Origin of the sequence: Microcoleus sp. PH2017_05_CCC_O_A (assembly GCF_020738785.1) — a bacterium.
GTDB lineage: Bacteria > Cyanobacteriota > Cyanobacteriia > Cyanobacteriales > Microcoleaceae > Microcoleus.
In genome coordinates this window covers 22,191-28,190 of sequence record NZ_JAEQCB010000180.1, presented here as the reverse complement: position 1 = coordinate 28,190, position 6,000 = coordinate 22,191, and the positions used below count along the sequence as shown (strand labels likewise).

Genomic DNA, 6,000 nt, shown 5'->3' with positions numbered 1-6,000 from the left:
TGCACGTCCGCGTTCTGAAGGAGAGGTGTCCTGTGGTAACACAGGCATCGACTCTAATTAACTGAGAGGGGCGGGGAATAATATCCCCCCTCGACTCAACCAATGGCAGAAGATCCGGTGCAAGCAGCTTGCGGAGAGTATTGTTCATTTAAAAGGTGTAGAGAAGCCAAAATGAACGTTGACGAATTGCTCAAGCTATACGGAATAGGAGAAAGAAATTTTAGTGGGGTCTACCTGCACGAAGTCTACCTCTACGAAGCAGAATTGATTGGAGTCAATCTGTCTGAAGCCGACATGATTGGCTCCAATCTCAGCAAAGCCAAACTCAGCAGAGTCAACTTTGGCAAAGCCAATTTGTGCCAGATCAATTTGAGCAGAGCCGACTTAGCTGGAGCCGACTTCACCGAAGCACTTTTAGCTGAAGCTAACCTGTATCGAGCTGAGTTGATGGGAGCAAATCTTAGCAAAGCAGACTTAAGTGGAGCTTCCCTGATCCAAGCAAGTTTAATCGGAGCCAACATATCTCGGGCAACACTCTCTCGTACAGACTTGCACGGAGTAAACCTTTACGGAGTAAACTTGCGAAGGGCCGTTCTCACAGAAGCAGATTTAATTGGAGCCAACTTAACTAAAGTAGACCTCAGCGGAGCCGACTTAATGGGAGCGAGCCTAATTAGGGCAGATTTGACTGAAGCAATTTTAAGTGCCTCAGACTTAAGCGGGGCAAACCTGTTGGGAGCAAACCTGACAAAAGTTAACCTGAGCGGAGTATATCTTAAGGGTGCGACGATGCCTGACGGTACGATTCACGATTGATTAATTTACGTCTTAAATGTTATGGTTGGCGAGAAGCAATACTAAGGGTAACATTTTTTTTGTTACCCTAATTTATTGATAGCAAAACGTTTATTTGAAACTCTGGTGAGACCTTCAACAGTTGACAGTTGACAGTTGACAGTTGACAGTTGACAGTTGACAGTTGACAGTTTGAGAGCGACCTCTACCTAGAAGGAAGAGGATTGGAGTAATGAATAGTCTGATTTTCATTTCTCCCTCAAAGGGTTGGGGCTTTCAACCAATTCTTTCTGGTGAATTTCAATGTATCAGTCCTGGACGGATTAAGGGCAAAGAAACCGGGTTTTTCACCTAATCTGTGGACTACAACGAAAGATTTTCCTAAAAAACCCGGTTTCTGACCACTCGTGCGTCAGCCCTATGTATGATGTCTGGGATAGATAGCTGAGAATCTGGCAATATTTAGCAATGTCTGCGATCTAGATTTTCAATTGCTGCGATAAAAGCTATTTTAGATTTATTAATTGGGATTTTGGATGCTTAAGATGAAACTCAGAATCATGGCTGCTGCAACGCTGCTGAGCGCGATCGCCCCTCTAGCCCCTGCACAGGCCGAGAACATTCAACACACGCAACAATTACTAGCCACCCGACAGTGCCCAAACTGCGACCTCAGCAGCGCTGGTCTGGTTTTAGCCAACTTAACAGGAGCAAATCTCAAAGGCGCTGACTTGAGATTGGCTAACCTCAGCCGAGCCAACCTCACTGGGGCAGATCTCAGCGGGGCAAACCTCAGCGGCACCAGTTTGTTTGGCGTCAACCTGACGGGAGCAAACCTGACGGGGGCAAACCTCAGCGGTGCTGACTTGAGAAGCGCCTATCTCAGCAACGCCAATTTAACTGACGCCAATTTAACTAACGCCCAACTGCTGGGTGCTAGAGGAATGCCAACTAATATTGGTACCGCAGAAGACTTCTACCGATTGGGAGTGCTGGAAGCTCAAGCGGGAAACTACAGAAACGCCATTGACTATTACAATCAAGCCCTGAATCTGAAATCGGATATAGCTGCGGTTTATTTTGCGCGCAGTATGTCTCGCGCTGACTTGGGAGACTTCGCCGGCGCGGCTCAAGATGTTGCAAGAGCAAACCAACTCTTTACCACTCAAGGAAATCCCCAAGGTCAGGAATTGTCAAAGCAGCTAGCAGAAGCAATTGTGGCCCGCCAAAAGCCAACGGAGCCGCGCACTGGGGGCGGCAGCTTTATGAGTATTCTGGAGTCGCTCACTTCTCTTCTGCTGAATTTTCTATAGTTGTTAGTAAGTTAACTGTTAACTGTTAACTTACTAATTCAGAGGAATCTCGATCCAGAACTCTGTACCCTGACCGGGTACAGAAACACACTTGAGTACCCCTTGGTGTTTCTCAACTACAATTTGATAACTGATAGACAGTCCTAAACCCGTCCCCCGACCGACGGGTTTAGTAGTAAAAAAGGGATTAAAAATGTGAGAAATTAACTCTTTGGGGATGCCGTGACCGTTGTCTGCAATGCAAATTCCTACTGTTTTTTCATCAATTAATTCGGTGCGAATCCGAATGCAAGGGGATGGTGAATCAGGTATCAAACGCTCGGTATTGACCTTTATATCTACTGTCCCGACATCCAGTTGTTGCGAACTCAAATATGTCACGGCTGTACTTGCCCCTAGGGAGTTAACATTCACAACTCGATCTATTTGTCCCATTTCTATGGCGTCAATGGCATTGCCGATCAGATTCATAAATACCTGATTGAGCGAGCTGGCATAGCATTCAACTAAGGGCAAATTGCCGTATTCTTTAATGATTTCTACGGTGGCGCGATCCGACTGGGCTTTGATCCGGTGCTGCAAAATCAACAGGGTACTGTCGATGCCCTCGTGAATGTCAACGCCTTTCTTTTGAGCTTGATCGAGCCGGGAAAAATTGCGTAAAGATACAACTAACTGGCGGATGCGCTCAACTCCTACTTTCATAGAACCCAAAATTTTTGGCAAATCTGTGGCAAGAAATTCGATGTCGATTGCTTCGGCACACTCGCTAATTTCTGGGTTGGGATTGGGATAGTGCTGGCGGTAGAGATCCACCAAGCAGAGCAAATCTTTGCTGTATTCGCTGGCGTGGGAGAGATTGCCGTAGATAAAGTTAACGGGGTTATTGATTTCGTGGGCGACGCCGGCCACCAATTGTCCGAGACTGGACATTTTCTCGGTTTGAATCAGTTGGGCTTGGGTATTGTTCAGTTCAGTGACGGTTTTAGCTAGTTGTTCGGCTTTTGTTCGATCGGCTGCTGCTGCATTCAGACTTTCTTGATAAAGTTCTGCTTGATGAATGGCGATCGCAGCTTGAGAGGCCAAATTTTGCAGTAACTCTTGTTCTGCGGTTGGCCAAACCCTCGGCCCAGAACACTCGTGGGCAATCAGCAACCCCCAACATTCGGCATCTTTGCCGATCATCGGCACAATTAAACTTGCCCTCACCTGCAAGTTTTCCAAAAATTCGCGGTGACAGGGCGTTAAATCCTCAGTATAAATATCATTAATTGCTCGCATCCGTCCCGATCGATAAAAGCAGTCTGAGTCTTCGGGAAAGCATTCATGTGGAGATTTGATACCTAAAATTGACTGCCAGTGGCCGCGAACAGCTTCAACAACTACCTCGCCGTGTTCGCAGGCACCAAATTGGAAAATTACCGTGCGATCGGTATTTAACAAAACTCTCACTTCCCGCACAATAGTTTGCAGTATGGTCTTTAAATCCAAGGTGCTGCGAATTTGGTCTCTGACTCGCGTCAATACTTGGGCAAACTCTAAGGATTTTTGCAATTGGGCGGTACGCTCTTGAACTTGGCGCTCTAAGTTGGCATTCAGGGCTTGCACTTCTTTATGAAGAAGGTACTGCCCAATTGCCGAACAAAATTGGCTCCCTATCGTTAAAGCTTGCTCGATCTCCTCCCATTTCCACTCGGGCGACTGACCTTTTTTGATTTCTCGCCAGACTTCAAAGGATTGTCTGGGAAGGATTTGTGCAACACTGCTGTCAAAGCGCCCCGCCCACATTTTTTCGGTATCAATTTCATTGCGAAAAACGGTCAAACACCCGACTACTTGTTGTTGGTAGTGGAGGGGAATTACCAGCAAACCCCGAATTTGAGTTCCTTGGAAAGCAGGAACTAACACTCTAAATAGAGATTCTTTGTATAAGTCTGTAATTATCCAAGCCCAGAATTGGGAATTGGGAATTGGGAATTTGGGAAAATCGGGGGTATTTTTCAATCCTGTGGTTAGCCATTGTTGCCAGAGGGGATGAGCTTCGATCGCGCTGACTGTTTCCCAATGGGGAAGTGTCGGTTGAGTCCCTGTGACGAACAGTTCAAAGGTAGCATCGATCGCAGTAGGGGCAATGGGAAATCTTCGATCGATCTGGGGAACCGGTAACTGTTCGCTGTTGATTTTCCGGGGGTTGAGATAGAGTCGGCCGCCACTCCCCCCCAAAGCAGTGACAGTGGCTTCTAAAGCCTGTTGTAGTTGAATGTCGATCTGACCGTACAACAGGGCTGCGACGCGACTGACGGTGGCTTCCCGAGATGCTTGAGAGCGGGTTTTTTGGAGCAGGAGCGAGTGGCCGATGGCGATCGACAATTGATCTGCTACGAGCTGAACTACTTCTAAATCTGTGGATGAAATATTGCGGGGGGAGGAGTGGTGAGCCACTAACAGTCCCCACAGTTCGATGTGAGTTTGGCGATCGCTTCCAGGCTCGCATCTACTTACGCAGGCGGGGGCCTCGCAGATCTCTGTTTTGTTCTGTTGCGACACACTCCTGTGGTGCAAAATTGGCACGACTAAGGAAGATTGGACTCCCATTGCCATCAAGTAAGCTTTGTGGCAAGGATCGAGCGAGCGATAGTGGATTTCTTCATTTACTAAAGGTTGACCGGTATCCGCAGCATCAACGGGACTGAGGGCGATCGTCTCGGAGTTAACATCTACTATTGTCCGCTGGCGCATACGGACATACATCTCCCGCGCGCTGGGAGGAATGTCGTCTACTGGAAAATGGAGACCTTTCAAGGAAGGGAGATATATATTATTAATTGATTCGGCAACAACTTCTCCGCAGCCGTCGGCACTAAACCTGTAGATCATAATGCGATCTGTTTTCAGAAAAGACCGCACTTCTGCTACTGTACTGGTTAAAATATCTTCTAATTCTAGAGATTGGCGGATGCGTTCTGTGATTCGCCTTACCAAAACTTCTTTGTCTAGTTTATGATGTAATTCTTGCGTATTTTCTGTGATTTGCATAAATCTCCTTTGGCAATTATGGAATGATAATAAGAAGTTTTGATCTACATTCGCGATCGAACTCAACTTTACGAGCCTGAGTTTTTGACTAAACCGAGCTTTACTATTAATCCGTGGCGTACTGCTTAGTGACGACCGTGTATCCCCTGTGGCACCCTGAAGAACAAAAATCGGCGATCGCCTGTGGTGTATTCCTTGCCTTCTACAGACAGGGCGACTTAACCAAATGATAATTATTATTTTAATCCTCTTATCAATTTCTTGCAATCTTGAATTCTCAGTCTCAGAATTATTTATTTTTAGGATAAGTTGACATTAGTTTGTATAACTTCATATAATGATAGATTAATGTGAGTTTTGATCTGGCCCCGGGCGCTGACTAATTTCGCTTCGCACGCTCATCAGAATTTTACCCAAATGATTTTGGCCCGTTCCCTCGCAGCCGCACCCCCAGTAGTAATCTGTTGGCGAATCCTCCACAATCACTCGATCCCCTGTGGCGAGGAGAATAGCTTGAATGTCTGAATGAGTGAGAAACTTAGTTAAAACTGCCTCGCGCATAATGGGAATTTTTACCGCTTCCCAATCAGGGCGCATTTGGTGGTTTGGATCGCGGCCTAATTTGGCTGCTTCCTGAGGAGTTGGTACGGATTGAATTGCGGCCACTAATCTTTCATCAGCGCTACCGACAAATTTTTGGGCTTGATAGTAATGTTCCACAGTCAACCAATCTTGACCGTACAAGCAAATGTCGTGTAGTGAAAAATTGGAAAAGCAGCCGTAAGGATCCTCTACTTTATAAAAATAAATTATCATAATTATATTTAGATATTAGATTTTTAATTTTACAGTATTG

Annotated in this window: 4 protein-coding genes; 2 read left to right on the top strand and 2 right to left on the bottom strand. The window is 46.1% G+C overall.

Annotation, left to right across the window (positions count from 1 at the left end):
* Positions 1-171 precede the first annotated feature (171 nt).
* Together JGK20_RS29740 and JGK20_RS29735 are read left to right on the top strand one after the other, a co-directional pair.
* On the top strand, positions 172-816 hold the full coding sequence (locus JGK20_RS29740) for a pentapeptide repeat-containing protein (RefSeq protein WP_293191569.1): 645 nt from the start codon (positions 172-174) through the stop codon (positions 814-816).
* Between the two features lie 524 nt (positions 817-1,340).
* A complete protein-coding gene (locus JGK20_RS29735) occupies positions 1,341-2,108 on the top strand; it encodes a pentapeptide repeat-containing protein (RefSeq protein ID WP_293175501.1) in 768 nt (255 codons plus the stop codon).
* Between the two features lie 33 nt (positions 2,109-2,141).
* Here JGK20_RS29735 and JGK20_RS29730 read toward each other — a convergent pair whose 3' ends face one another.
* Together JGK20_RS29730 and JGK20_RS29725 are read right to left on the bottom strand one after the other, a co-directional pair.
* The gene (locus tag JGK20_RS29730) at positions 2,142-5,144 is read right to left on the bottom strand and encodes a GAF domain-containing protein (protein WP_293233161.1); all 3,003 of its coding nucleotides are present in this window, start codon (positions 5,142-5,144) and stop codon (positions 2,142-2,144) included.
* 345 nt (positions 5,145-5,489) lie between these two features.
* Positions 5,490-5,960 (bottom strand): NADAR family protein, encoded by a 471-nt coding sequence (locus JGK20_RS29725; RefSeq protein ID WP_293175505.1) that lies wholly within the window; start codon positions 5,958-5,960, stop codon positions 5,490-5,492.
* Positions 5,961-6,000: the final 40 nt, after the last annotated feature.